The sequence below is a fragment of the Actinosynnema sp. ALI-1.44 genome, assembly GCF_001984155.1.
Lineage (GTDB): Bacteria > Actinomycetota > Actinomycetes > Mycobacteriales > Pseudonocardiaceae > Kibdelosporangium.
In genome coordinates this window covers 180961-206864 of record NZ_MTQO01000035.1, presented here as the reverse complement: position 1 = coordinate 206864, position 25904 = coordinate 180961, and the positions used below count along the sequence as shown (strand labels likewise).

At 67.5% G+C, this 25904-nt stretch carries 20 protein-coding genes; 10 read left to right on the top strand and 10 right to left on the bottom strand.

Features of this window, described 5'->3' with window-relative positions:
- Positions 1-41: 41 nt before the first annotated feature.
- Positions 42-3041: an alpha-mannosidase gene (locus ALI144C_RS09375; RefSeq protein WP_076986622.1), complete on the top strand. Its 3000-nt coding sequence runs from the start codon at positions 42-44 to the stop codon at positions 3039-3041.
- A gap of 14 nt (positions 3042-3055) precedes the next feature.
- Here ALI144C_RS09375 and ALI144C_RS09370 read toward each other — a convergent pair whose 3' ends face one another.
- The 6 genes from ALI144C_RS09370 to ALI144C_RS09345 all read right to left on the bottom strand — a co-directional run bounded on the left by ALI144C_RS09370 (position 3056) and on the right by ALI144C_RS09345 (position 10133).
- On the bottom strand, positions 3056-3421 hold the full coding sequence (locus ALI144C_RS09370) for a hypothetical protein (protein WP_076986621.1): 366 nt from the start codon (positions 3419-3421) through the stop codon (positions 3056-3058).
- Entirely contained in the window at positions 3418-6120 is a 2703-nt protein-coding gene (locus tag ALI144C_RS09365; RefSeq protein ID WP_076986620.1) for an FtsK/SpoIIIE domain-containing protein, read from the bottom strand. The genes ALI144C_RS09370 and ALI144C_RS09365 overlap by 4 nt, the downstream gene beginning before the upstream one ends.
- Positions 6120-6365 carry a hypothetical protein gene (locus tag ALI144C_RS09360; protein WP_076986619.1) on the bottom strand — a complete coding sequence of 82 codons (246 nt, stop codon included), beginning with the start codon at positions 6363-6365 and terminating at the stop codon, positions 6120-6122. The genes ALI144C_RS09365 and ALI144C_RS09360 overlap by 1 nt, the downstream gene beginning before the upstream one ends.
- The gene (locus tag ALI144C_RS09355; RefSeq protein ID WP_076986618.1) at positions 6362-6622 is read right to left on the bottom strand and encodes a hypothetical protein; all 261 of its coding nucleotides are present in this window, start codon (positions 6620-6622) and stop codon (positions 6362-6364) included. The genes ALI144C_RS09360 and ALI144C_RS09355 overlap by 4 nt, the downstream gene beginning before the upstream one ends.
- Positions 6623-6858: 236 nt before the next feature.
- Positions 6859-9459 (bottom strand): AfsR/SARP family transcriptional regulator, encoded by a 2601-nt coding sequence (locus tag ALI144C_RS09350; RefSeq protein WP_076986617.1) that lies wholly within the window; start codon positions 9457-9459, stop codon positions 6859-6861.
- Between the two features lie 98 nt (positions 9460-9557).
- Positions 9558-10133 carry a histidine phosphatase family protein gene (locus tag ALI144C_RS09345; protein ID WP_076986616.1) on the bottom strand — a complete coding sequence of 192 codons (576 nt, stop codon included), beginning with the start codon at positions 10131-10133 and terminating at the stop codon, positions 9558-9560.
- A gap of 160 nt (positions 10134-10293) precedes the next feature.
- On the opposite strand from ALI144C_RS09345, the gene ALI144C_RS09340 reads away from it, so the two are divergent.
- From ALI144C_RS09340 to ALI144C_RS09330, 3 genes are all read left to right on the top strand, one after another.
- Entirely contained in the window at positions 10294-10485 is a 192-nt protein-coding gene (locus ALI144C_RS09340) for a CbtB domain-containing protein (RefSeq protein WP_076986615.1), read from the top strand.
- 18 nt (positions 10486-10503) lie between these two features.
- Positions 10504-11262 (top strand): CbtA family protein, encoded by a 759-nt coding sequence (locus ALI144C_RS09335; protein WP_076986614.1) that lies wholly within the window; start codon positions 10504-10506, stop codon positions 11260-11262.
- 170 nt (positions 11263-11432) lie between these two features.
- Positions 11433-11897 (top strand): hypothetical protein, encoded by a 465-nt coding sequence (locus ALI144C_RS09330; protein ID WP_143230527.1) that lies wholly within the window; start codon positions 11433-11435, stop codon positions 11895-11897.
- 102 nt (positions 11898-11999) lie between these two features.
- Here ALI144C_RS09330 and ALI144C_RS09325 read toward each other — a convergent pair whose 3' ends face one another.
- Positions 12000-13217, bottom strand: coding sequence for a glycoside hydrolase family 18 protein (locus tag ALI144C_RS09325; protein ID WP_076986612.1), 1218 nt, complete (start codon positions 13215-13217; stop codon positions 12000-12002).
- Between the two features lie 137 nt (positions 13218-13354).
- Positions 13355-15391 (bottom strand): AMP-binding protein, encoded by a 2037-nt coding sequence (locus ALI144C_RS09320; RefSeq protein WP_076986611.1) that lies wholly within the window; start codon positions 15389-15391, stop codon positions 13355-13357.
- Positions 15392-15739: 348 nt separating this feature from the next.
- On the opposite strand from ALI144C_RS09320, the gene ALI144C_RS09315 reads away from it, so the two are divergent.
- Both ALI144C_RS09315 and ALI144C_RS09310 read left to right on the top strand, forming a co-directional pair.
- Complete coding sequence (locus ALI144C_RS09315) at positions 15740-16558, top strand: LLM class flavin-dependent oxidoreductase (protein ID WP_237774062.1); 819 nt, start codon at positions 15740-15742, stop codon at positions 16556-16558.
- Positions 16559-16595: 37 nt separating this feature from the next.
- Positions 16596-20174, top strand: coding sequence for a CHAT domain-containing protein (locus ALI144C_RS09310; protein WP_076986609.1), 3579 nt, complete (start codon positions 16596-16598; stop codon positions 20172-20174).
- Here ALI144C_RS09310 and ALI144C_RS09305 read toward each other — a convergent pair.
- The gene (locus ALI144C_RS09305) at positions 20157-20708 is read right to left on the bottom strand and encodes a PadR family transcriptional regulator (RefSeq protein ID WP_076986608.1); all 552 of its coding nucleotides are present in this window, start codon (positions 20706-20708) and stop codon (positions 20157-20159) included. The genes ALI144C_RS09310 and ALI144C_RS09305 overlap by 18 nt on opposite strands.
- A 74-nt stretch (positions 20709-20782) precedes the next feature.
- On the opposite strand from ALI144C_RS09305, the gene ALI144C_RS09300 reads away from it, so the two are divergent.
- The 3 genes from ALI144C_RS09300 to ALI144C_RS09290 are packed head-to-tail and all read left to right on the top strand — an operon-like array spanning position 20783 to position 23615.
- Entirely contained in the window at positions 20783-21805 is a 1023-nt protein-coding gene (locus ALI144C_RS09300; RefSeq protein WP_076986607.1) for an LLM class F420-dependent oxidoreductase, read from the top strand.
- A complete protein-coding gene (locus ALI144C_RS09295) occupies positions 21802-22851 on the top strand; it encodes an MBL fold metallo-hydrolase (RefSeq protein ID WP_076986606.1) in 1050 nt (349 codons plus the stop codon). Before ALI144C_RS09300 ends, ALI144C_RS09295 begins: the two co-directional genes overlap by 4 nt.
- Positions 22848-23615, top strand: coding sequence for a GrpB family protein (locus tag ALI144C_RS09290; RefSeq protein WP_083752867.1), 768 nt, complete (start codon positions 22848-22850; stop codon positions 23613-23615). Before ALI144C_RS09295 ends, ALI144C_RS09290 begins: the two co-directional genes overlap by 4 nt.
- A gap of 172 nt (positions 23616-23787) precedes the next feature.
- Here the strand turns inward: ALI144C_RS09290 and ALI144C_RS09285 are convergent, their stop codons facing one another.
- Entirely contained in the window at positions 23788-24171 is a 384-nt protein-coding gene (locus ALI144C_RS09285) for a DUF6319 family protein (protein ID WP_441297544.1), read from the bottom strand.
- Positions 24172-24280: 109 nt separating this feature from the next.
- Here ALI144C_RS09285 and ALI144C_RS09280 point away from each other — a divergent pair, with 109 nt between their 5' ends.
- Positions 24281-25849: a cobyric acid synthase gene (locus ALI144C_RS09280; protein ID WP_076986604.1), complete on the top strand. Its 1569-nt coding sequence runs from the start codon at positions 24281-24283 to the stop codon at positions 25847-25849.
- Positions 25850-25904: the final 55 nt, after the last annotated feature.

Sequence of the window (25904 nt, the reverse complement as noted above, 5' to 3'; positions counted from 1 at the left end):
TATACGTTCGGCTCGGAGAGCCGGATACCTGGAGGTCACCTGTGCACGACGATCGGCGGCTGGTCGAGGAACGGCTGGCTCGGATGCTCACCACCCGCATCGCGCCAGCCAAGTACGCCGGGACCGTTGCGTTGGAGGTCGAGGTCTGGCACGTGCCGGACGAGCCGGTGCCGGTCGCCGAGGCGCTCGCCGCCGACTTCGAGCCGTTCGCCGTCGGGCAGCGGTGGGGCGCGCCGTGGTCGACGAGCTGGTTCCGTGTCCGCGGCGGGATTCCGGACGAGTGGCGGGGCAAGCGCGTCGAGGCCGTGATCGACCTCGGGTTCACCAGGACGCAGGCCGGTTTTCAGGCCGAGGCGCTGGCGCACGACCTGGACGGCCGTCCGATCAAGGGCATCGCGCCGTTCAACGACCACGTTCCGCTCACCGGTGACACGGTCGGCCTGCTGATCGAGGCCGCGGCCAACCCGGACGTGCTGGCCGGTGGCATGCAGCCAACACCGATGGGAGACAAGGAAACCGCGGGCAAGGACCCGTTGTACGTGTTCACCGCGGCCGACGTGTGCCTGCTCGACGAGGACGTCTGGCACCTGCGGACGGACATCGAGGTGCTCAGCCAGCTGATGCACGAGCTGTCCACTTCGGATCCCCGGCGGCACGAGATCCTGCGCGCGCTGGAGCGCGCTCTGGACGCCATCGACGTCGCCGACATTTCGGGCACGGCAGCGGCAGCGCGTACCGAGCTCACCGAGGTACTCGCCCGGCCCGCGCACGCCAGCGCGCACACCCTGTCCGCGGTGGGCCACGCACACATCGACAGCGCCTGGCTGTGGCCGCAGCGCGAGACGATCCGCAAGACAGCGCGTACGTTCGCGACCGCCACCGCCCTTGCCCAGGAGTACCCGGAGTTCGTCTTCGCGTGCTCGCAGGCCCAGCAGTACGCGTGGATCAAGCAACACCAGCCGGTCATCTTCGAGCGGATCGCCGCGGCCGTGAAGTCCGGCCAGTGGGCGCCGGTCGGCGGGATGTGGGTCGAGTCGGACGCCAACCTGCCCGGTGGCGAGGCGCTGGCCCGGCAACTGGTGCACGGCAAGAGGTTCTTCCTCGACGAGTTCGGCTACGAGTGCGAAGAGGTCTGGCTGCCCGACTCGTTCGGCTACACGGCGGCGTTCCCGCAGCTCGCGCGGCTGGCCGGAGCGCGCTGGTTCCTGACCCAGAAGATGTCGTGGAACCAGACCAACAAGATGCCGCACCACACCTTCTGGTGGGAAGGCATCGACGGGACACGGGTGTTCACCCACCTGCCGCCGGTGGACACGTACAACTCCGAGTTCTCCGGCAAGGAGATGGCGTACGCCGTCTCGAACTACCTGGAGAAGGGACGCGGTACGACGTCGCTGGTGCCGTTCGGGTACGGCGACGGCGGTGGCGGCCCGACCCGCGAGATGCTGGAGCGCGCCCGTCGCCTCAAGGACCTCGAAGGCTCGGCGAAGGTCGTGATCGAGAAGCCGCACGAGTTCTTCGAAAAGGCGCTCGCGGAGTACCCGGACGCGCCGGTCTGGTCCGGCGAGATGTACCTGGAGCTGCACAGGGCGACCTACACGTCACAGGCAAGGACGAAAGCAGGCAACCGCCGGAGTGAGCACCTGCTCCGCGAAGCGGAGCTGTGGGCGGCGACCGCAGCGGTCGGCGGTGACTACGAATACCCGTACGAAGCATTCGACCGGTTGTGGAAAGTCGTGCTGCTGCACCAGTTCCACGACATCCTGCCGGGCAGCTCGATCGCGTGGGTACACAAGGAGGCCGAGGCCAAGTACGCGGCGGTGGCCGCCGAGCTGAACGCGATCACCAACTCGGCGCAGACGTCGCTGGCCGGTGCGGGCCAGGAAACAGTGGTCTTCAACACCAGCCCACGAGCCCGCCTCGAAGTCGTCGACGACGTGGTGACATCGGTGCCCGCGTCCGGCGCGGCCCTTGTGTCCAGTGTAGACGCGGCGCGGATCGAGGTGACGGACCGCAGCCTGGACAACGGCCTGGTCAAGGTCCTGCTCGACGACAACGGCTTGCTCACGTCAGTGGTGACGAACGGCAGGGAAGTGCTGGCCGGACCGGGAAACCTGCTACAGCTGCACCCGGACCTGCCGAACTTCTGGGACGCCTGGGACATAGACGCCCACTACCGGCGCCGACACACGGACCTGACGGACGTGGACTCGATCAAGGTGCTCCGCGCGGGGGCGGCGGAGGGCGCGATCGAGATCGTGCGGTCGTTCGGATCGTCGCGGATCACCCAGGTGATCAGCGTGCGGGCGGGAAGCCGCAGAGTGGACGTGGAGACGGAGATCGACTGGCACGAGTCGGAGAAGATCCTCAAGGCGGCGTTCCCGATCGACGTGCACGCCGACCGATCGACGGCGGAGATCCAGTTCGGCCACGTCCACCGGCCCACACACACGAACACCAGCTGGGACGCGGCCCGCTTCGAGATCTACGCCCACCGCTGGGTCCACGTGGCAGAGCAGGGCTACGGAGTGGCGGTCATCAACGACTCGACGTACGGCCACGACATCAGCCGCACCTCCGACGACTCGGGAACGACGACAACCACCGTCCGGTTGAGCTTGGTCCGTGCCCCTCGCTGCCCAGACCCGCACGCCGACCAGGGAAAGCACGTCATGACGTACGCGCTGCTGCCGGATGCCACGATCGCTGACGCGGTCGCCGAAGGATACGCCCTGAACCTGCCTGTCCGCCGGGTAACGGGAGCCTCGGCCCCAGCGTCACTGATCACAGTAGACAGTGATGCGGTCACGGTCGAGGCAGTCAAACTGGCGGACGACCAATCGGGAGACGTGGTGGTGCGGCTCTATGAGGCGCTAGGCGGTCGCGCCACCGGGGTTTTGAAGACGAGCTTCCCCGTGTCCTCAGCGACGGTGACGGACCTGTTGGAACGGCCGCTGTCGAACACCGAGGTCACGCCGGAGGGCATCCCGGTGAAACTGCGACCATTCCAAATCCTCACCCTCCGTCTGACCAGCAGCTGAAACCTCGTGAGTGGTCAGGGGAGTTTTTTTGGCCAGACGGCTTTTCTCAGGGCTGCTGTGAAGGCGTTGGTGGCTGGTTCTATTTCGGCTATGTAGTCGTCCAGCCGGTCTGGCCGTCCGGCTGGGTCGGGGTCCGGGGGGTGGCCTCGGCTGATCCACGAGACCCCGTCCAGCCGGGCGACCACCTGGCGCCACCAGCCCGTGATCTCCTTGCGTACCTGTTCTTCCTCTTCGGTCGCTGCTTTGATGTCACGGTCGGCCGCCGTGATTTCGTCGACCACTTCCACCCTGCGGCGCCGTTCTCGTTCCGCCAGCTTCTGCGCTGCCTGGCGGGTCACGTCGAGGATTTCCTTGTACCGCGCGACGGGGTCCTGTGTCATTCCGATTCCACGGTGTCGAAGGGGATGATCACGTCCGGGGTGCTGTGGGTCGACTTGTCGAAGAAGATCGCCCGTTTCGGTCGTGGCGACCAGTCGATGATCTGACCTGCCGCTATCGCGTTCAGCTCCGCGCCCTGCACGTCCAGTGCCACCCATGCGCCGATGTCGTCCACGCCGCCGAAGCCCAGGGTGTCCTTCATCCGCCCCACTCCGCGCCACCAGCCGAACGTGTGCACGTGGTTGGCCGGCCCGTTCTTCAGCAACGCCCGCAGGTCGTCGAGCTTGCTGCGCATCGCCGGTGGTTCTTTGCGTTCCAGCCACTGGTGTGCCGCGTCCACCGCGAAGAACAGGATGTAGCGCGGCCTTTCACCGGAGGCCGGTACGAGGGTGGCGATCTGCTCGTCTGTCCGGTGGTCCACCGAGTGGCCGATCGCTGCCAGGATCTTCGCCAGTCGCGTCACTCGCTCCTGCAACGCCGGCACCGCGCACCAGATGCTGAAGTCGACCGAACCCGCGTCGTGCTTGCGGGCCAGTGAGTACGTGATGCTTTCCATGATGGACAGCGCGTCCGCTGTCGCCGTGCCGATCACCGCGAGGTTGCGGCCCGGCACCGCGTCCAGGTCCATCGTCGCCGCGCGGCAGGCGACGTCGATGACCTGGCCGAGCAACGGCCCCACCGGTTCGGCGAAGTCCGGCGCGTCGGCCAGCAGCGGCTGGTGGGCTCCGTCGAACAGCTTCGGTGCCGCCGACTGCCACGTCTCCCACAGCCTTGTCTGCAACCGGTCGAACGTTCCCTTCGCCGAGGCGTCCGGGACGTGTGCCACCTGGTTCCCGTGCGGCACACCGGAGTCGTGGTTGATCACCGCGTGCCAGCGCGGCAGGCTGAACGCCGCGTTGTTGGTCTCCGAGAGCACCCGTTTCGCCTTGGGCATGGCGATCCTCAGCGTGCACTGCTCGAACACCGCCGGTTTGCCCCAGAACGCCTCGATCCCGGCGATGTCCTGGCTGGCCAGCACCAGGTGGATGCCCTGCGACCGCCCGCGCCGCGCCACGTCCTCCAGCAACACCGTTGCCTGCTGGGTGATCCGGTCGCGGCCCCCGAACAACGCCTGGAACTCGTCGATCACCGCGACGATCCGCGGCCAGTGCCCCTCGGGATCGGCTTCCCGCAGTTCGGCGAGCTTGGTGACCTCCTGGCGCTTGGCCGCGTCCGCCCTGCGTGCCAGTTCCTGGGTGAGGAACCGCAGCAGCGCGAGGCCGAACTCGCGGTCGGTGTTGACGTTCACGCCGACCAGCCGTGCCTGCGGCAGCCAGCTCGGGTCCTTGCGGCCCGGCGCCAGCCCGGCGAACGACACACCTTCCTTGAAGTCCAAAAGGTACAGTTCGAGCTCGCTCGGCGCGTACCGCGCCGCCAGCCCGCCGAGCATCGCGTACAGGAAGTTCGTCTTGCCCGATCCGCTCGGCCCTGCGATCAGCGCGTGCGGTGTCGCGTCGCCGAGCACGACCTCGACCGGCACGCCTTCGGCGAACCCGACGGGCGCGCGCAGTTCGTCGTGCGAGCTGAGCATGCCCGGTCGCGCCGGCAGCAGATCGTCGAAGGTCCGCGGCTTGCCGCGGCGCGCGATCAGGTCCTGCGCGATCGCGGTCGCCGCCCGGCTGGCCAGGCTGGCGTCCGGCGCGTCGTCCGGCCGGAACCGGACCCCCGGCCCGGTCATGCTCGTCGTCGCGTTCTGCGGGTCGGCGAACACGATCGTCTCAAGTGGACTGTTCGCGGACAGCGGCACGTCGACGCAGATCAGGCTCACACCCGCGTCGATCCCGGTACGCGCGACGCGCTGCAACTCGCGTTGCTGCTCGTCCGGCAGGCGCTCACCGTTGCCGAACAGCACGACCACGCGCCACGGCTCGACACGTTCACCCTTGGCGACGCAGACCGACCGCAACGACGTTTCGCCTTCGCGCATCGCCTTGGCGTGCACGCGGCGGATGTGCCCGGCCATGTCGGCGAGCAGGTCGTCCAGCCTGGTCGGGTCGTGGATGGTGAGTAAACCGGCCGCCGTCAGCGGCTGGAGGTTGGGCAGCGATCCGGTCAGGTGCCCGATGTCCCACAGATGGACCTTGACAAGGCCGGGCCGGAAGTAGCTCATCACCCGCAGTAGCAAGGACTCGACCAATGAGTCCACAACGGACCGGCCATCCTGCGCGGAATTGACGCGCAGATGGGCCCGGTCGAGTAAAGGGACGGCCACCGGGAACTCCTCCTGGACCGGTGCCTCCTCGACCACGGCCGTGCCGACCCGCCACAGCTCCGGCGCGGTGCCGCCGGCGTCCGTGCCGACCTTGCCGAGCCAGTCCGGCCACGGCGACCCGGCCCCGCCGCGCGCCACCTCCGCCACGAGCGCGCGGAGCTTGCCCGGCCCTTCCGGGTGCCAGTCCCGGTAGAGCTCGTCGCGTTCCGCGATCACCTTGTCCCAGGTCCTGGCCAGCGCGGGTTGGCCGCGCAGTTCGGTGATGTGGGGGTCCAGCCGCGCGCGCGACAACCCCAGCTGCATCACCGACTGCTCGAATTCCAGCTGGTCCTTGGTGGTTTGAGCGTTCTGCCGCTTGGCTCTGGCTGCGCCGAGCGCGAGCCGCAGTGCCTTGCGCAACTCGTCGAGCGCGTCCAGTGCGCGCTGCCGGCGTTCGCCTTTGCCCAACATTACAGCCTCAGCAAGTAGTCCAGGATCGACTGACGGGCCGCGGCGATGAGGTCCCCGGCCGTCGACAACTGTGCCATCGCGTGATCCAGTTCAACAGGGTCATACCCGTTCGGGTCCCTGCGTACCGCCACCAGGGTGGCTCTGGACTCGGCCAGTAACGGAACCGCCGACCTCGTCGTCGCGCGGGCTCGTTCCAGTGTGACGTTCACTTCACGCAGCGCACCGGCCAACTCCGAGATCGTCAAAGCCTGCTCGCGTAACCCTCGGCCGACGAGATGCTCGCCTGGATCGCGTTCTGCGCGCCCTCGAGGGTCTGCAACGCCTCGGTCAGCAGGTTCTGCGCCTGTGCCACGTCGTGCTGGCTGCTTCCTTGCGTCGCGTTGAGCAGTGCGGTGCGTGCTTCGTCCAGTTGCATGGAAGCCTGGTTGATCGCAGCGATCCCGCTCTGCGACTTCTCGTTGGCCAATGCGATCCCAGCTTTGATTTCCTCAACGCCCGCCATGCCGCCACAAGATACTGTTGATCACCAAGGCGGTCACACCCGGGTGGCCCAACTTTCGATCCGGCCTCGCGGGAGCAGGTCGTGGTCGCGGGACGGCCGGTCCTGGCGCTACGGCATCCGGTCGATCGACCGGATGGGGCAGGCGAGTAAACTGAGTTGGTAACGCTGGTATCCCCGCAAGATACTGTTGATCACCAAAGGGTGCGCAGCCGGGTGACCCGGCTGTCCCTCCGTCCTCATTGGAGCTGGTCGCCGTGACCGGCCTCGGCCAACAGCCGGGCGACCTCGGCTGCCGAACGGTGGTCGCCGCTGCGCAGATGGGCGTCCAGCGACTCGGCCAGCAGATCCCTTGCCCGCGCGCGATCCCCGGTACGCAGGAACAACTCCCCAGCGTGCCGCCGCGCGTACGCGACGCAGCGGTCGTCGCCGAGGTGCTGGAACATCTCGGTCGCCTCGGTCAGGTGGTCGAGTGCCTGCGCGGGCTCCCGCAGGCCCGCCAGCCGCTGCAGGGCGTGCGCCTCGCGGTGCCGGTCGCCGATCCGCGCCGCCTGCTCCCGTGCCGCGGTCAGCCATTTCTCGGCTTCCGGAAATCTTTGCTGGGCAAGCAGAACCGTGCCGACGGCGATCTTCGCGGCCGCTTGGAAGTGCGGTTTCCCCGCCCGGACGAAGATGCGCAGCGCCCGCCGGTGGTGGCGCAGCGCACCCGGGTAGTCACCGTGGATCCGCGACGTCGTGCCGATTCCGGCGTGCGCGATCCCGATCCCGGTGTCGTCCTCGGCTTCGCTGAACAGCCGCAACGCCTGCCGTGTCGTGGTCTCGGCCGCGGCGAAGTCGTCGTCGTAGAGCGCGACCTGTCCCTGGTTGCGCAGGATGATGGCCTCGCCGTGCCTGTCGCCCGCGTCACGCGCGCCGCGCAGCGCGATCTCGTGGGAACGCCGCCAATCGCCGTGCTTGCCGCGCAGATCGAAGTACGGCGCGGTCATGGCGGGAATGCGCCACGCGTCCCGCTGGATGCCCAGCCGCTCGGCGAGTTCCAGGATCGCCGTGATCGACGGCATCTCGGCGTCGAACCACGCCGCCGGGTCGTCGGCGCTGATCAGGGCGTTCTCCTGCTGGGGAAGCACGCCGAAGAACGCCACCGGCATGCGTGCGGCCGCATGTGTCGCCCGTGCCAGATATCCGTCCAGCACCCGCCGAGCGGCCGTCCGCAATTCACGCCGCGGGTCACCGGACAGTCGTTCTGTTGCGTAACACCGGAACAAGTCGGGCAGCCGGTATCTGATCGTTCCCGTGGCATCCGCCGAAGCGGCGAGCAGATTGGCGTTGACGAGGGTGTCCAGGACGTCCTCGGCGCCCGGGCGGCCGAGCAGTGCCGCGATCGCCCACCCGGGGAACGAGACCGGGCCGAGCATGCCCGCGAACCGGAACGCACGCGCCGCGGTGGTGGGCAGCCGCAGGTAGCTGTCGGTGACGCTGGTCCGAACGGCAAGGCTTCCGGTTGTCAACTCATCGAGCCTGCCGTGTTCGTCGGCCAGTCGCCCCGCCACCACGCGCAACGGTACCGCTCGCCGGGCGGCGATCCTGGTGCCGGCGACCCGGATGGCCAACGGCAGATTGCCGCACGCCCGCAGGATTTCCGTGACCTGATCCGGTTCACCGGCCACTCGGTCGGGCCCCGCGACCCTGGCGAGCAGGTCGTGTGCTTCGGCGTCGGCGAGCGCGTCGAGGTGGACCGTGACGACGCCGGACAGTTCGGGCAGCCACGTCCGGCTGGTGATCAGCACGGCGGACGGGCCGGAACCCGGCAGCAGCGGCCGGACCTGCGCCGCGCTCGCCGCGTCGTCGAGCACGACCAGCATCTGGCGGCGTGCCAGCACCGACCGGTAGCGCGCGGCGCGTTCGGCGGTGTCCGCCGGGATGTCCGGGACGGCCAGGGCCTTCAGCAGGAACGCGAGGACGCCGGCCGGGTCGCGGTCGCGGAGGCACACGTGCAGCTGCCCATCGGGGAAGGCGCGCGCCACCCTGTGTCCGATATGGACGGCCACTGTGGACTTCCCGGCACCCGGCGGCCCGGTCAGCAGGACGGCCGCGGGCGCGCGGGTCAGTTCGGCCATGACCCGGTGGACGACCTCGCGGTGGCCGGTGAAGTCGGGGACGTCCATCGGCAGCTGGCAGACCGGGAAGACATCGGCCTGGATCAGTGCGCGCGCCTTGCGCAACTCCGGGCCCGGCCGGGTGCCCAGTTCGTCGGCGAGCACCCGTTCGGCCTCCCGGTAGGCCTGCATGGCCTCCGCGGTCCGGCCGGCGCGGTGCAGGGCGTGCAGCAGGTGCCGCCAGAGCTCCTCGCGCAGCGGGTGTTCGGCGAGCAGGCCGCGCAGATCCGCGATCGGAACGGACGGGCCGCGTTCGAGCACCGACAGCCGGAGCTCCTCCAGTCTGGCCAGCGTCGGCTCCCACACCAGGCTGCGCGGCAGGTCCGCCAAGGCGCGGCCGCGCCACAACGCGCTGGCTTCGGCCAGTTCGCCGTCCCGCGCCTTGGCTTCGAACGTGGTCATGTCGAGCTCGCCGGGCCGCGGCGAGATCTGGTAGCCGCCGGGTCTGGTGCACACCCGCGCGCCGATCGCGGCTCGCAGGGCGTGGGCGTACGTGCGGACGTTGGCGACGGCCGACCGGGGTGGCGAACCGGGCCAGAGGACGTCGACCAGTGTGTCGACGCCGACAGTGGTGTCCGGCTGGAGCAGCAGGGTGGCCAGCAGCATCCGCGGTTTGCGCCCGCCGAGTGCGACCGGCCGCCCGCCCGCGCTGACCTCCAACGGGCCGAGGACGCGAAATGCCATCTCGGAGCTGTCCACGCGGACCCCCAGTGGGTAGGCGAACAGGGGTAGCCCAACTGGCCCGATGGTAAATCCCTGACCATCGAACGGCCTAGAGTTGGTTATCGATTCACGGTGTGGCCGGTTTCCCGCAATGTCCAGTTCTGCCCCGAGTTGGTCAGGCGCGTGACCGACAGGGGAGCGACGTCGATCCGCCAGAAAGCCTGGGCGGGAGCGGTCAGCACGTGCACGATCGCGGCACGCACGACCGCGGGATGTGTCACCGCCGCCACGCGTTCGCCGGTGCCGCGCAACCCGTCCAACCAGCCTCCGACGCGGGCCACCACGTCCCGCACGGACTCGCCGCCGTGCGGTGCCGCCGACGGGTCGGTCAGCCACGAGAAGTCCGCGACGTCCTCGAGCGCGCGACCGCGCCAATCCCCGAAGTCCAGATCGGCCAAGGCCTCCTCGACCGCCGCGTCCCATCCCAACGCGGCCGCGGTCTGGCGGCACCGCGTCTCCGGGCCGGTCGAGAAACGGGTGAAACGCCCCAGGTTCACGACGAGCGGATCGCCTGGTCGTTCCAGAGGTTCGTCGTCGGGAAATGACGCACAACGGGTCGCGGGTGTCGCCGCGTGGCTGATCAGCACGACCCGTCCGGAGGCATTCGGGTGAGCAGTCTCTCCTGGCGTTGACACGGTCTCTGGCTCCTGCCTACGGTCCTCTGGCCATTCGTCGGAGTAAGCCGGTGAGAGCCCGGCACGGTCGCGCCACTGTATGCGGGTAGTCCCGTAAGTCAGACACTCCGGCGGCCACGAAACACCCCATGGGTCGCGTCAGCCCGAGGAGGTCACACCGGTGACTACCGCAGCAGTTCCCGTGCCGGTTCCCATTCGCATTCCCATTCGACAGATCCTGCCGTGGGCTGTGTTCACCGCGATCGTCGCGCTGATGATGCTCTACTTCGTCGGCAGTGCGCAGGGCGCGGACAGCGTCATCCACGAGTTCGTCCACGACGGACGCCACCTGCTCGGCTTCCCCTGCCACTGAGACGAGCACGGCACCCACATGAAAACTGGAAATCTCCTGGTCCGGGGGATGATCGCCGGACTGCTCGCCGCTGTGCTCGCGTTCGTCTTCGCCTCGGTGTTCGGTGAGCCGCAGGTCGACAACGCCATCGCGGTGGAGGAGTCGGCGGCGCCCCCGGAAGCGGAAGCCGGGCACGACCACGGCGGCGCGGAAGAGGAAGTCGTCAGCCGTGGTGTGCAGAGCACGGCGGGCCTCGCGGTCGCCACAGGCGCGTACGGCTTGGCGTTCGGCGGGTTGTTCGCGCTCGCCTTCGCCTTCGCGTACGGCCGGATCGGCAACCTCAGCGCCCGTGCGACCGCCGCTGTCGTGGGAGCCGGGGCGTTCCTGGCCGTGTACTTCGTGCCGTTCCTGAAGTATCCGGCCAACCCGCCTGCGGTGGGGCAGTCCGGCACCATCGACGAACGCACCACCACGTACTTCGTTCTGGTGCTGATCTCGGTCGTCGTCGCGGTCCTGGCGACCGTGCTGGCACGTCGCCTCGAACCGCGGCTCGGCGGCTGGAACTCCGCCTTGGTCGGTGTGCTCGGGTACGTCGTGGTGCTCGCTGTCGCCGCGGCGCTGTTGCCCAAGATCAACGAGGTGCCCGGCGGGTTCCCGGCCAGCCTGCTGTGGAACTTCAGGGTCGCCTCTGTGGGCACGCAACTGGTCCTGTGGGCCGGGATCGCCCTGCTCTTCGGGGCGCTGACCGAGCGGCATGCACGGCGTGTCGCGCAGATGGGCGCGTCGCCGTCCGTTTGACCTGCGGGTTCGCGCACCCCTGGTGCCTCGGAGACCCCTGTCTTGAGCCAGTCACGCAAAACTTGTGTTCAGCGTCACGTTTGGTGACGTACCATGGAGCCAGCGATACGGGGATCGCTCGAATGGAGCAACAGGCGAGACAGGGGTATAGGGGATCTGTAATGACAACGATGACTCAACCGGCTCCGGCCTGGCTGCGTGAGCTGGCCGCCGCCCGGGCCCACTACGAGGAAACCTTCGGCTGGCCGGTGGCCGTCCAGGTCGGTCAGCGCCAGCTGGCCGTGGCCCTCGGTCAGGTGCTCGACGCGATCACCATGCCTGCCGACCTGGCGGATCAGGTGAACCAGCAGCTGGGCATCGCGATGCTGTCCGGTCCGGTCATCGCCCACCCTGACGGCGGGCGGTGGACGTTCCTCACCCAGGCCACGACCATGATGTGTGGGGACATCGTGGACGGCATGGCAGGCAACGAAGTGCGTCACGCGGGGGCGGGCGCGTACACGGTCGTGCCGACCGAGTCCGGCGACGGGGGATGGCGCTGGATCAGCGAGCCGCGTCCGCACCAGATGCTTCCCTCGGCCTACGCGGTCATCGCGACGGCCCGCAGGCTGTGCGCGGCGAGCGCCGCGGCCTGAATTCCCCACGAGTTTTTGGCCGGGCGGACTTCGCCGAGTCCGCCCGGTTTCTTCGTGTGGGGGCACGGGTGGAGGTTCCGTGCCCCCGTTTTCCTACCCCGGTCAGCCGTTCTTCATCGCGGTGACGAGTTCACCGTTGGTGGTGTCACCGGACAGCTCCCAGAAGAAGGAGCCGCCGAGTCCCTGGCCCTTGGCCCAGCTCATCTTCCCCGCGATGGTCGACGGGGTGTCGTAGCTCCACCACTGCGACCCGCACTTGGCGTACGCGGTCCCGGCGATCGTCCCGGTGGACGGGCACCGGGTCTTGAGGACCTTGTAGTCCTCGATCCCGGCCTCGTACGTACCCGGCGCGGGGCCGGTCGCGGTGCCACCCGGCGTCGCCTGCGTCACGCCGGTCCAGCCACGGCCGTAGAAGCCGATGCCGATCCACAACTTGTTGGACGGCACGCCCTTGGCCTTCAGCTTGGCGATGGCGTCAGCGGTGTTGAACCCGGCCTGGGGGATGCCGGTGTACGAGGTCAACGGCGAGTGCGGTGCGGTCGGGCCCTGCGCGGCCCATCCGCCGAAGAAGTCGTACGTCATCACGTTGTACCAGTCGAAGTACTGCGCGGCGGACGCGTAGTTCGCCTTGTCGATCTTGCCGCCGTCCGACGCGTCGGCCGTGATGGCGGCGGTGACGAGCTTCGACCCGAACTTGGCGCGCAATGCCTGTGCCAGCTTGGTCAACGCTTCCGGCCCGCTGGTGTCGCAGGTCAGGCCGCACGCGTTCGGGTACTCCCAGTCGATGTCGATCCCGTCGAACACGCCTGCCCAGCGTGAGTCGTTGAGGAGGTTGTAGCAGGAGTTGGCGAACGCCGTCGGGTTCTTCGCGGCCTGCGCGAAGCCGCCCGACCAGGTCCAGCCGCCGAACGAGAAGATCACCTTGAGCTGCGGGAACTGCTTCTTGAGCCGCTTGAGCTGGCCGAAGTTGCCGCGAAGCGCACCGGCGTCCCACGTGTCGGCCACACCGTCCACACTGGACCCGGCGTCGTAGAACCTGTCGTAGTCGGCATAGGTGTCGCCGAGCACGCACTGGCCGTTGGTCACGTTGCCGAACGCGTAGTTGATGTGCGTCAGCTTGGCCGCCGCGCCGCTGGTCTTGATGTTCTTGACGTGGTAGTTGCGCTGGTAGACGCCCCATTGTGCGAAGTAGCCCAGTACGTTGCCGCTGGGCGCGGCCTCGGCTGGTGCTGTCGCGGCTGGCGAGACGGTCACGACGCCCAACGCCGTGACGAGTGCGCTGGCGAGAGTGAGGAACCTCCGCCATGGAGACTTGGACATGAGTTCTCCGTAGGTGACGCGGTGCAGCGACGCACCGCACCCAGCAGGGAACCGCGAAGCCCGCGCCTGGCCGGCGGTTGGTCGAACCACTTCAAAGTAGAGTGGACTAGACCAATACGTCAATGGTCAACCGACTGCTACCAGTGTCCGTCCTCGAGTATCTGCCTGAGCACCTTGCCGGTCGCGTTGCGCGGCAGGTCCTCGACGAAGACGACGTCACGGGGGACGGCGAACCGCGCCAGCCGGTCGCCCACGTACCGCCGCACGAACTCGGCGTCCAGCCGCGCGCCGGGCCTGAGCACCAGGTACGCCGCGAGGCGCTGGCCGTACTCGTAGTCCGGCACGCCGACCACAGCGGCCTCCAGCACCTGGGGGAGCGCGGTGAGCGCCTCCTCGACCGGGCCGGGGAAGACGTTCTCGCCACCGGAGATGATCATTTCGTCGTCCCGGCCCTCGACGAACAGGCGACCGTCGGCATCGAGGTAGCCACGGTCGCCTGTGTCCATCAGGGAGTGTCTCAAAGCGAGGTTCGCCCCGTTGGTGTAGCCGTCGAACAGCATGTCGTTGCCGACGAAGATCCGCCCGACCACCCCGGGCGGCGTCGGCGCCCCTCGGCCGTCGAGAATCGCGATCCGGGTCCCGAGTGGAGGCATGCCCGCGGTCGTCCGCGCGGCCCGCATGTCCGCTGGGGTCGCGATGGTTCCCCACGACACTTCGGTTGAGCCGTAGAGGTTGTAGAGGATGTCGCCGAACGCGTCCATGAACTTGTCGGCCAGGCGTCCCGGCAGCGCCGATCCGCTGCTGGCCACGACCCGCAGCGACGACGTGTCGTAGCGCTCGCGTACCGCCCTCGGCAGGTCCACCATGCGCTGCAACATGATCGGGACGGCGAACATCGACGTGCAGCGGTGTTCCTGGATCGCCTGCAACGCCGACTGCGGGTGGAACCGGCGCTGCAACACCAAAGTGGCGCGCAACGGCATGCCGAGCTGGATCGCTGCCAGCCCCCATGTGTGGAACATCGGCGCGGCGACGAGCATCTTCTCCCCGGCGCGCAACGGGATCCGGGACAGCACCGCCGCCGCGTCGCCCAGGCCGCGCGGAGTCGGCCGCCGGGCTCCTTTCGGTGTGCCCGACGTCCCCGAAGTCAGCACCACGACCTGGCCCGGCTTCTTCGGCGGCGTGATCCTGTCCGGGTTGCCGTGCGCGATCAGCTCCTCGACGTTCGGCCCGCGCCCGAACGGCTCCGCCCATGTCCGGATGCGCGGCAGGGCAGGCGGGAGGTAGGAGGTGAGGTTCGCGAACTCGTCGTCGACCATCAGCAGAGTCGGGTCGTGCTGGCGGATGACCTCGGCGATCTGCGCCGCGGCCAGTCCCGTGTTCATCAGCAGCACGTCCGCGCCGAGCTTGCCGCACGCGATGAACGCCTCCAGCATCGTGCCGTGGTTGCGGCACATCAGCGCGACCCTGGAGCCCTCGGTGACCCAGTACTTGGCCAGCAGGTTCGCCATCCGGTTCGTCCGCTCCTCGACCTCGGCGAACGTGTGCGACGTCAGTTCGTCGCGGTAGGCGATCTCGGCCGGGATGCGCACAGCGGACGCCTGGTAGCCACCGGCGATGGTGGCGCCCCACTTGGCCAGCTGCGCCATCTGTCTGAGCATCCGGTCCGGCCGTCCCGGTGCCAGCGCACCGGCCCTGGCCAGTGTTTTCGCGATGCTGAGCATCGAGCCCCGCGCGGTCGCGGGATCACGCGGCACGGGTGGCAACGCGACCGGCGCTCCGTCGAGGTGGTCACGCAGCCGGGCGAGCGCCTCCTCGACGTTGCGCCGCACGGTGTGCGCGTTGAACGCGTCGACCAGCAACGTGACCATGATGTTGATCTCGGTCCCGCCGCGCGGGGTGGGTTTGAGCCTGACCGACAGCCGGTGCGTCTGCCGGTGCGTGCTGGACCACGCGAGGTGCTCGGCGTGCCGGAACATCGTGATCTCGACCTCGTCGTCGAAGCCGACGCGAGCCAGGTAACGCGCTCCCCGGCCGTGGTGCTGCGTCAGGCGTTCACACCAACTAAGCCCAGGGACGTACCGTGGGTACAGCTCGGGGTCGCCGATCACCTCCCAGACCCGCATGGGTGGGTGGCGCACGACCGCTCGCGTCTCAACGCTGTCGGATCGCATATCTACCGATGGGTAGCATTGCCCCGCTGATCGGTGCAAGTGTGTCGCCCGAACGGACCAGCAAGGTGACCAGGCCGCCAGCCGGACCGAACCGGCAGAAGTGGCCTTTTGCCTGCTGAAGGACCGGCGCGGACCACCGGGAATCCCACGCCTGCGGAAAAGGGCGGTGACCGTCAGCTACCGCGGTACCAGGCCCTGTGGTGAAAACCGGTTCCGGTGATCGGATACAGTGGGGGCACTCAAGCGATCACGCTCTCCCGGACAGAAGCCGCAGATGGAGAGCACCGCCGGGTTCCGGCGTCTGAGGGGCGGCAGCACTGTCGTATGCCCTCATCAAAGGATCGAACTGTGGTAAATGTTGGTCTTGGCCTGCCTGTCGCCGACCCCGATCGCCTGCTCGACTGGGCCCGTCTGTCCGACGCCGGTCCCTTCTCCACGCTGGGCCTGCTGGACCGGCTCGTCTACGACAACCCCGAGCCGATGGTCACCCTGGCCGCGATAGCCGGTGCCACCACGAGGATCCGCGTGCAGACCGAAGTCCTGCTCGCGCCCCTGCGGGAGACCGCGCTGCTGGCCAAACAAGCCGCCACCCTCGACCGCCTGTCCGGCGGGCGCTTCACGTTGGGAATCGGCGTCGGCGGCCGCGCCGACGACCACCAAGCGGCGGGCACGGACATCACAACCCGTGGGCGCAGGCTCGACCGGCAGATGGCCGAGATGCGCCGGATCTGGACAACCGGCGACATCGGCCCGGAGCCGTGCCGCCCCGGCGGACCCGAGGTGCTCTTCGGCGCCTTCAAACCGGCCGCGATGGCCCGCGTCGCCCGCTGGGGCGACGGTTTCCTCGCCGCCGCACCAGTCGAATGGTGCGGCGGACTGTTCGACACGGTCCGCACATCGTGGGCCGAGGCGGGCCGCTCCGGCTCGCCACGGCTCGTGGCTCAGGTGAACGTTGCTGTTGGTCCCGCTGAAGCCGAGGCCCGGCGGAATCTTTCGGACTACTACGGCGACCAGGCCGGGTGGGCGCTCGATCGTCTGCTGACCACACCGGCGCAGGTCCGTGATGTGATCAACGCGTTCACCGATCTCGGCGCCGACGAGGTGATGTTGTACTGCTGGTCGCCGGACACCGACCAGATCGCCCGCCTGGCCGATGTGGTCGGCTGACTGCTAACGCCGCGCCCCTGCGTCCGACATGGCACTTATGACCCGCCTGGAGGTGCTGGACTACGCCGGTCCGACGAAGTGGCGTTGGCGGCTGACGACGTCCACGGGTGAGTTCCTCGCTGACCACTCGGTCTCGCTCGACGAGACCGAGTGGCAGTACGAGGCGTTCACGGACCTGTACCGGTACCTCAAGTGGAACGCCGTGCCCGACCGCCGCGTCGCCCATGAGGCCGAGCTCACCGCTCAGGTCGCCGAGTGGGTTCGTACCCGCGTGTTCGGCGGCGTTCTGGCTGGGGTTCGTGGGCCGGTGCGGCTGGAGGTGCCGCCGGAGGCCGAGGTGCTGGCGTACCGGCCGTGGGAACTGGCCGGTACGACGTTCGTGATCGACCTGCCTCATCCCTCGCGGCCGAAGGCGGACGTGGGCGACCGGTTGCGGATGCTGGCGGTGTTCAGCCTGCCGGAGGGCGCGGGCGCCTTGAACCTGCGCAAGGAGCGTCACGCACTGGCTCGGCTGGTGCACGAGATAGCCGCGGTGAACCAGAAGGCGATCGAACTGCGGGTCCTGCAGTACGGGGCGACTCGTGAGCGCCTGGAGGAGGCTTTGCTTGAGCAGGCCGGGTGGGATGTCGTGCACCTGTCCGGGCACGGCCTGCCCGCCGGGCTGGTCCTGGAGGACGACACCGGACGCCGAGATCTGATCACCAGCACGGAGTTGGTGGATCTGCTCGACGAGGCCAGTGACCAGATCAAGCTGGTGACGCTGTCGGCTTGCGAATCGGCTGCCGTGACCGCCACCGAGCACTTGCAACTGCTCGGTCTGTCGCCCGCTGTCCGGACCGCTTCGGAGTCTTCGGGGTCGCTGCCCGCGGTGGCGACGGAGATCGTGCGGCGGCTGGACTGCGCGGTGCTGGCGATGCGCTATCCCGTGGTCGACGACTTCGCCATCGCGTTGACCGGGAGGTTCTACGACCTGGTGCTGGGCAAGGGCAGGACAGTGGCCAGTGCTTTGGCCGTCGCACTGTCCAAGGTGACTTCCGGTCCGCCCACTCCCGCCATCCCCGCGCTGTCCGCGGCTACTCCGACGTTGTTCGGCGCCCGCTCAGGTGATCTGAGGCTTGTTCCGCCTTGGGGTGGCCCTGACGAGTTGAAGGTCGACCGGCAGAAGTTGGCGGAGTTCCCTGAGCAGGTGGAGCGGTTCGTCGGTCGCGTCGGCCCGATGACACGGGCCACGACCGCTCTGGCCCCGCGCAGTGGTTCGTCGGGCGTGCTGTTCCACGGGATGGCTGGTGCGGGCAAGACCTCTTGTGCGGTGGAGTTGGCGTACACACATCAGGAGTCTTTCCCTTTCATGGCTTGGCATGTCGCGCCACCTGATGGCCACGAGATCGCCACCGCGCTGGCTGGGTTCGTGCGGGCTTTGGAACGCCAGTTGCCTGGGCTGAAGCTGGTGCACCGGGTTGGCGACATCGACATGTTGCGGGAGGCTTTGCCGAATCTCACGGAGGTTCTTGAGAACAACCGTGTCCTCATCATTCTCGACAACGTCGAGTCGTTGCTCACCGACAAGGGGGAGTGGCGTGATGAGCGGTGGGCGCTGCTGATCCGTGCCCTGACCAACCACAGGGGCTTCTCGCGGCTGGTGCTCACCTCACGACGTAAACCCATGGGGTTGCGGGATTCGGTGCTGTGCGAGGCGGTACACGCGTTGTCGTTGCGTGAGTCGGTTCTGCTGGCCCGTGAGTGGCCCCATCTGCGTGCGCTGATCGACAACGAGCCGGAGCTCGCCGTGCGCACGTTGCAGATCGTTCAGGGGCATCCGAAGTTGCTTGAGTTCGCCGAAGGAATCGCGGCCGACAAGGACAGTTTGGCCGAGCGTCTCGATCTGGCTGACTCGACGTGGCACATCCGTAGCACTCGGCTCGACGCGTTCATCCGCGATGGCGAATCGATCGCGAGTGACGACGACTTCCTCGCAGTCCTGGGAAATTGGACTACTGCAACAGTTGCGGCATTGCCCGATGACGCGGTGCTGTTATTTCAAATGTTGTGCTGCATTGAGGAAGGCGACCGGCTCGGCGAGGTCGTAGCGGAGGTGTGGCCCAAACTGTGGCTCCAGCTGGACCGGCCCGGAGATCCATTGGACGTCGGTGAGTTGCTTGCCCTACTTGTGGAACATGCTCTGGTTGTAACCGTCGGATCCAGCTACCGGCTTCATCCAGGAATCGCCGAAACCGGTCGGGCTGATGTTGGTGTCGAATTCTGGGGTGCGGTTGACAATGAGATGGCAAAATGGTGGTCGGAGAAACTGTTCGATGGTCTTGTTAGAGAGCATCGGCAGCAGCTCGGCTCGGTAGTGCGACAGGCTGCTCTGGGCGCGGCTCCGTATCTGCTGCGTCAGAGGATGTGGGAGGGTCTCAACCTGGCCGTTGAGACAGCCATTCAACGTGATCGGTCGACTGCGACCGCTGCTTCTTTGCTACCGATCATTTCCACTGTCGCCGAAGAGACTCGGGGTAGTGATCTCGAATTTTCGGTTAATGTGAACCTGGCGACCGTGCTCGCAGTTGTAGATGAGTCTCAAGCTGAGAAGTCATTTCGCGACATGCTTGAGTCGGCGGTCGCTGATGGAAAGTTTGACGACGCGGTGCTCGTCTTGGGAGAAATGGCTGATATGGCGATCAGGCAGGGTCGGTTCAAGCAAGCCGATGACCTTATGGTGAAACAATTTCGGTACCTGGACAAGGCTGAAACCGATTCATTGACTCGGTTGGTCAACGATGCGCGTCGCCTGCAAGTAATGGTAGCTCAAGGGCGCGGGCGAGAGGCACTCGAACTGGCTGAACATTACTTGGCTGTAGTGGGAGAGAAAGAAGCTGAGGGTGGCTATTTTTCGGCATGGTCGGCGCGTGAGATGCTGCTTAACGTCGGAGTTCTGGCGGCGGGCCAGTCTGAGCAGTGGCAGAAGTCGATAGAGTTCAATAAAAAGCTTCTGGAATTCAAGCGTATGCGTGGTGCGTCCGTTTATGAACAGGCTCGTGCTTCTCTCAATGACTATACATCGCTGATTGGCCTCGGTCGTGCTGTCGATGCTCGTAATCTGTTGCGCTGGTGTTGTGAGACCTTCAAAGCGAATGGAGACTATTTTCAATTAGGTAAGGGTCTAGCCGCGCTGGCGACCGTCGAATGCGAACTGGGAAACCTGGATCGCTCTCTTCAGTTGGGCCTCGACGCACTTCGGCTCCTGTATGTGTCTGACGATCTGGCGGCTATTTCTGTCGCTCATGGAAACTTCGCTCTCCATCTTCTGATGTCGGAATCGGACGATATGACTGTGTGGGTGCATATGCTTGCATCTTATGTCATCCAAAAATGCGCGGGTCGGGTGAAAATTGACGGGCGTTCGGTTGTGGCGAAAGTTGCTGCAATGGGTATTTCGGGCCAGGAAGGTTCGTTTGAGTGGGTGTCGCGGAAACTTGAGGAAACCCCAGGTGTGCAGTTTGGTGAACTGCTGAACCGTCTTGGTGTGACTGACGGACAGGCACTGCTTGATGAGGTTTTTCGTCAAGCAGAACGAGCGGCCCTTGAACAGTCGGGTCGGTCAGGAACGGTTTCGTAGCACCCCGGAAGCCCACTCGCACCAGTCGATCTCGTCCCGCAGATACATCCGCCCACGCGTACCCGCCAGGTAAGGACCGATGTTCTCGGCCGAAGCCAGGTACTCCTCCTCCGACTTCCCGTCACGCAACCGGGCCAGCTGCGACTGGAGGAACTCGTCCTTCGCGCGGGACTGGGCCAGCCTGTCTTCGAGCTGCTTGATCAGTACGCTCGGGTCTGCCGCGTGCTCGGCGTAGGCCTTCACGATCAGGTCGTCGCGGATCGAGATCGGCTTCGTCGGGGCCGCGGTGAACCGGGCCAGCTCGTCGCGGCCGTTGTCGGTGAGGGCGAAGACACGCTTGTTCGGGCGGCCGTGTTGGACGACTTCATGGCCGGTCAGCAGGCCGTCTGCTTCGAGTTTGGCCAGTTCGGCGTAGAGCTGCTGGGACGACGCGTGCCAGAAGGAGGACGCCGCCAGGTCGAACAGCTTCGTCAGCTGGTAGCCGCTCAGTTCGCGGTCCAGCAGCGCTGCCAGCAGTGCGTGCCGAAGTGCCATGTGTCTCCTGTCTCTTGCCAAGATAGTACTCAAGGATATGATTACTCAAGAAATTGAGTAGTGGGGAGACGCGTGTGAAGCTCGGGTTCCACACCGGTTACTGGTCGTCCGGCCCACCCGCGGGCGTCGATGAGGCCATCGCCGAGGCCGAACGGCTGGGTTTCGACTCGATCTGGGCCGCGGAGGCGTACGGCTCCGACTGCCTGACGCCGTTGGCGTGGTGGGGCGCGAAGACCGAGACTGTCCGCCTGGGCACCAACATCCTCCAGCTGTCCGCGCGGACGCCCACTGCCACGGCGATGGCCGCGCTGACCCTCGACCACCTGTCCGGTGGCCGGTTCGTCCTCGGGCTCGGTGCTTCCGGGCCCCAGGTGGTCGAAGGCTGGTACGGCCAGCCGTACCCCAAGCCGTTGGCGCGCACCCGTGAGTACGTCGAGATCGTGCGCAAGGTCATCGCGCGTGAGCGCGTCGAGTACTCCGGGCAGTTCTACCAGCTGCCCTACCAGGGCGGCGCCGGGCTCGGCAAGCCGTTGAAGTCCACTGTTCATCCACTTCGGACCGACATCCCGATCTACCTCGCCGCCGAGGGCCCGAAGAACGTCGCACTGGCCGCCGAGATCGCCGACGGCTGGCTGCCGCTGTTCTTCTCCCCGCGCAGCAACGACTTCTACAAGGCCGCGCTGCGCAACGGGTTCGACAAGCCCGGTGCGCGCCGCGACTGGGACACGTTCGAAGTGCCCGCGTTCCTTCCCGTCATCGTCAACGACGACGTGGAGCAGGCCGCCGACTGGGTACGGCCGATGCTCGGGCTCTACATCGGTGGAATGGGCGCCAAGGGCGCGAACTTCCACTTCGACGTCTTCGCCCGCCTCGGGTACGAGGCCGAGTGCGCGAAGATCCAGGAACTCTACCTCGACGGCCACAAGGCCGAGGCGATCGCCGCCGTACCGACCCGGATGGTCGAGGACATCTCGCTGATCGGCCCGCTGGCCAAGATCAAGGACGAACTCGCCGCCTGGAAGGAAAGCGTGGTCACGACCTTGCTGGTGAACGCGGACGTGAAGACGCTGCGAGCGCTCTCGGAAATCGTCGCATGAGCACTGTCCCGGCCGAGCCGAGTGCCCAGGGCCAGTGGGAAGCGTGGAAGCGCAAGGAAATCCCGCCGGTCGAGCGTGTCAGGGACGACCTGTGGTCGGTCCCCGTGCCGATCCCGCACAACCCGCTGCGTTACACGAACGCGTACCTGTCGATCGCTGACGAGGGTGTCGTGGTCGTCGACCCGGGCTGGTTCGCGCCCGAGACGTGGGACGGGCTGGTGGCGGGCCTCGCCGTCGCGGGCGCGTCGGTGTCCGATGTGGTCGGTATCGTCGTCACCCACATGCACGCGGACCACCATGGCCTGAGCGCGCGCCTGAAGCAGGAATCCGGTGCGTGGATCGCGATGCACCCGGCCGAGCGCGAGGTGCTGCCCGCGCGACTCGCCGAGACCACGGAGTCCTCGTACGACCGCGACTGGTTGCGCGCCTCCGGCATTCCGGCGGACGTCGCGGCGAAGCTGGAGTTCAGCGGCGAGGCCTTGAAACCGTTCATGGACCTGGCGATGCCGGACATCCTGCTGGACGACGGCGACGTCGTGCCGCACGGCGCGCGGACGATGCGTGCGGTGTGGACGCCGGGACACACACCTGGCCACATCTGCCTGTACGACGAGGCCAGGGGCGTGTTGCTCACGGGCGACCACGTGCTGCCGCGGATCAGCCCGAACATCGGACTGGTCGTCGGTGACGACAACCCGTTGTCCAGCTACATCGCGTCACTGGAACGGATCGCCGCCTACGACGACGCGGAAGTGCTGCCCGCGCACGAGTACCGCTTCCGCGGTGTCGCACGCCGGACGCTCGCGCTGATCCAGCACCACCAGGAACGCTGCGACGAGATCACCACGGTGTTGCGCGCCAACGGCGAGTCCACCACGTGGGAGATCACCGAGAAGCTGACGTGGTCGCGCGGCTGGGAGAACGTGCGCGGCATCATGCGCCGCAGTGCCGTCGCCGAAACTGGCGCCCACCTGCAGTACATGCGTAAGGTCGGTTCAGTGGAACTTGTGGATGGTGAGGTACGCCGCTGGCGAGCCAGCTTGTGAGACTGGCGCTGATCGGTGCGGAACCGGACAGGCGATACCCGGGCGTCACGTGGACGGATGCCGACGACGCGGGTCTGGTGATCGCGGTGGGGGAGCCGTCGGCGGCCGCGGACGTGGTCGTGGCGTCCACAAAGGATATCGATGAGCTGTGGGAGACCCGGCTGTCCCTGCTCGTCGGCAACCTGGCGGACGGCAGGGTCGCCCGGTTCGGTGCCCCGCGCCTTGAGCCGCACAACCCGGAGTGGGCCGTGACCGCGGACAGGCTGCTGCGGCGACTGGCCCGGTTCGTGGCCAGGCCGGACTACGCGTGGGACCACATCGGCTCGACCTCGGTCCAGGGCCTGGCCGCGAAACCCATCGTCGACCTGCAGATCGGCGTCCCGTCGCTGCGGGACGTCGACGGTATCGACGCCGCCGTGGCCCGAGCGGGGTTCGTGGACGTGGCCAAGATCGCCCCGAACTCGCCCGGCGTGTTGCGGGACAACCCGAGGGGTGCCGGGAACTTCTGGGAGAAAAGGCTTTTCGCCTCGGCTGATCCCGGGCAGTACGCCATCCTGCACGTCCGCCAACTCGATTCGCCCTGGTGGCACTACACGACCCGGTTCCGTGACCTGTTGCGTTCCGACGAAACCCTGCGCGGCGACTACGAACGGATGAAGCGCGGCCTGGTCGAAGCCAACGCGGGCGAAACGAACTACGACAAGTACACCATCGCCAAGACGGCCTTCTTCGACGCGATCCAGCACCGGCTGAACCGCCCGTAGCGCAAGTGGTGTGCCAGTAGAGTTCCGTCCGTCTCCCGGTCCGGCGAGCCGACGTGGTGGCCCGGCTGCGCGAGGCGGGCGACGAGTGGGCCGCTCGGATCGTGCGGCGCCCTTGACACACGCCACCGCTGGCGCGTCCCCACGGGACGCGCCGGCGGCGGATGCGGGGTCGTCAGGCGTCTTCGCCGAGGTCGGCGAGGGCCTGCTTGACCTTGGCCATCTCCTCCTCGAGTTCACGCAGCCGCGACTCGTGCTGCTCGCGGGCGGCGTTGATCACCTCTTCGATCTTCTCTGCGATCTCCGGGTGCAGCTCCTGCGCGGCCTTGGCGACCGCGGCGGCGGGGATGGAGAGGCCCTGCACGACACGGGACGTGCCGTGCATCAGGTCGGCCTGCCAGTTGCCGTCGAGTGTGCCCGTCACGGTCAGCGTGAGCTCGACAGTGCGGGTCTTCTTCGCGGTGCTCTTGGTCCGAGCGGCGCGCTTGGGCTTTTCCTCAACCACTGGAGTCTCCTCAGCAGTCGCTTCGGTGCCCTCTTCGTTGGTCGAGGCAGGCACCTCCTCGTCACCGGGAGCGCTAGTAGCCGCCTCGGCGGTTGGAGCGGTCATCCTGGTCCTTTCGTGGTCACGTGGAGGGGGTAATGCATCCTAGAACACGTGTTCGAACATGTGTGCTCCAGGGGTGTCAAGACACTATCCCGATAGGGTTCGCCGGGTGAGCGGAGGCCTGTTGGTAGCCGGGACGTCGTCGGACGCGGGCAAGAGTGTGCTGGTCGCGGGCCTGTGCCGGTGGCTGGCGCGGCAAGGTGTCCGGGTCGCGCCGTTCAAGGCGCAGAACATGTCCAACAACTCCGTGGTCACCCCGGACGGCGGGGAGATCGGCCGGGCGCAGGCACTGCAGGCCGCGGCTGCCGGGCTCGTCCCGAGTGTCCGGTTCAACCCCGTCCTGCTCAAACCCGGCGGCGACCGCACGTCGCAGGTGGTCCTGCTGGGCAAGGTGATCGGGCAGAGCACCGCGTTGTCCTATCGGGACCGCAAGCCCGAGCTGTTCCAGACGGTGCTCTCCACTTTGGAAGGCCTGCGTGCCGAGTACGACGTGGTCGTGTGCGAGGGCGCCGGGTCGCCGACGGAGATCAACCTGCGTCGCGACGACATCGCCAACATGGGACTGGCCAGGGCCGCGGACCTGCCCGTCATCGTTGTCGGCGACATCGACCGCGGCGGCGTGTTCGCCCACCTGTACGGCACGGTCGCGCTGCTCTCACCCGCCGACCAAGCGCTTGTCGCGGGCTTCGTGATCAACAAGTTCCGCGGCGACCCCGCGCTGCTGCGCCCCGGTCTGGACCAGCTCAGGGGCCTCACCGGGCGGCGCGTGCTCGGTGTGCTGCCGTGGAACGTGGACCTCTGGCTGGACGCGGAGGACTCGCTGTCGTACACCGCCGACGGCGTGGTGGGCAGACCGCGCCCGCCAGTGGGGGAGCAGTGGCTGCGCGTGGCCGTCGTGCGGCTGCCCAGGATCTCCAACGGCACCGACGTCGAGGCGCTGGCGTGCGAACCTGGTGTGTCGGTGCGGTTCGTGACGGAGCCGTCCCGTCTGGCGGACGCCGACCTCGTCGTCCTGCCCGGCTCGAAGGCCACCGTGCACGACCTGGAGTGGTTGCGGCGCAACGGCCTCGCCGACGCCGTCGCCGACCACGCCCGGCGCGGGCTGCCGGTGCTCGGCATCTGCGGCGGGTTCCAGATGCTGGGCACGAAGATCACTGATTCGTATGAATCCGGCGCCGGGGCCGTGCCCGGCCTGGGTCTGCTCGACGTGGAGTTCGAGTTCCGGCGGGACAAGATCCTGCGCCGCCCGGACGGGTTCGTTCTCGGCCACCCGGCGACGGGATACGAGATCCACCACGGCACGGTCGTCGACCAGCCCGCCGACGGCCTGGTGACGCTGTCGGACGGTACCCCCGAAGGTGTACTCAGTGGTGCGGTCGCGGGCACGCACTGGCATGGCCTGCTGGAGAACGACGAGCCCCGCCGCGCGTTGCTGGACTGGGCGGCGGGCCACGCGGGACGGTCGGGATTCCGCGCGGCGCCGGGCACCTCCTTCGCCGCCGCCCGTGAGGCGCAACTCGACCTGCTCGGTGATCTGGTCGCCGAGCACATGGACACCGATGTCCTGCGTGGCCTGCTGGCGGAGGGGGCGCCGTCGGGCCTTCCCGTTCTCCCGCCGGGCGCGCCCTGACGGGTTAAGCCGAGCGGTGGTTTCCCAGCGCTTTCCGGGCTGCGAAAATGAGTGT